General features: G+C 35.5%; 1 protein-coding gene. It reads right to left on the minus strand.

Annotated features, from left to right (window positions below; all coding sequences use genetic code 11):
* Positions 1-130: 130 nt before the first annotated feature.
* Entirely contained in the window at positions 131-1,198 is a 1,068-nt protein-coding gene (locus IQ228_RS26090; RefSeq protein ID WP_193965022.1) for a glycosyltransferase family 1 protein, read from the minus strand.
* Between the last annotated feature and the right edge of the window lie 127 nt (positions 1,199-1,325).

Genomic DNA, 1,325 nt, shown 5'->3' on the forward strand with positions numbered 1-1,325 from the left:
AGCTTTGATTTAGCCAATTAATCATTAAATAAGACGTTAAGGAAATAAGCATGATCAAATAAAGGACATTTGAAGAACAAGCAGATCCTTGACTTCTTTAAGAAGTCGGGGATCTTCTACTCTGCTACGATCAAAGATATTGTTTCAAAACTTCAACTGTAGCTTTTCCAGTTTTTTCCCAACTAAATTGACTTGCTCTTTTTAGACCTTTTTCTGAAAGTTGTTTTCTCAGTTCTGAATCATTAATAACTGCTTGCATTGCTGCTGTAATCTCCCTTGCATTATAGGGATTAATTAAAATAGCAGCATCTCCCGCAACTTCTGGAAGTGAGGAAATATTAGAGGTAATAACGGGAGTACCACAAGCCATTGCTTCTAAAACTGGTAAACCAAATCCCTCCCACAGAGTAGGGAAAACAAGTGCTAATGCTTGATTAATAATTATTGGTAATTCGTCATAGGAAACATAGTTAAGGAATTTAACAAGATGACTTATTCCTAATTCTTGAGTTTGTGCTTCTAATAATGGAGAGTAACGTTGATCGTAGGGACCAGCTAACCATAGTTCATAGTCATTTCTGTGAGGTAATGCGGAAAAAGCGGTAATTAGTCTTTGGAGGTTTTTGTAAGGGTCTTGACGACCAATATATAGGAAGTAATTGCGGGTAGGAAGGTTCAGAAATTGGAAATGTGAGTTATCTCCCGCCAAGAGAATTGGTGTAATTTTATTACTAGGAATTTGGTAAAATTGGGTGATATCATTGGCTGTTGATTCTGATATACAAATAATATGTTCTGCTTGTTTAAAAACTTCAGGAGTATAGTATTTATGGTATGTCGTCAATGGTGAAAAGCGTTTAGGAAACCGCAGTGGTATCATATCAAATGCTGTAACAACAAACCGACAATTAGTATATAAAGGTGCTTCGGGAATAGGGGAAAATAAAAGTTGGGATTTGAGGTTTTGATAGATTTTTGGAAGTTGAAATTGTGTCCACAATAAACGGCGTAAATGTCCTTTTAATCCTTGTTCTGAAGTTAGGTTAGTAGGAGTTTGATAGCAGTTATAGTTAGGGAAAGATTGGGAAGTTAAAAGTATTGGCTCAAGTTTTTGTAAATGAGGTAAAAGATTAAGAGCGTAGGTAGTTGTACCTGTAGGTTTGGTAAGTAAGAATGAAAGATTAGTGAGTAATTGCATTTTTAATTTTTAGTTAGGAATGTGAATTAAATAAGGTGCAAAAGTAGGGTGTGTTAGCGACAGCGTAACGCACCATTCCAGGTTACATCAGAATTGCAGGTTATTAAATTTGCGTTCCTTAGTTCAG

This window comes from Dolichospermum sp. LEGE 00246 (assembly GCF_015207865.1).
GTDB lineage: Bacteria > Cyanobacteriota > Cyanobacteriia > Cyanobacteriales > Nostocaceae > Dolichospermum > Dolichospermum heterosporum.

What these genes read in the sequence shown, in the direction of transcription:
- IQ228_RS26090 (WP_193965022.1), bottom strand. Translation starts at nt 1,198, where the DNA reads ATGCAATTACTCACTAATCTTTCATTCTTACTTACCAAACCTACAGGT.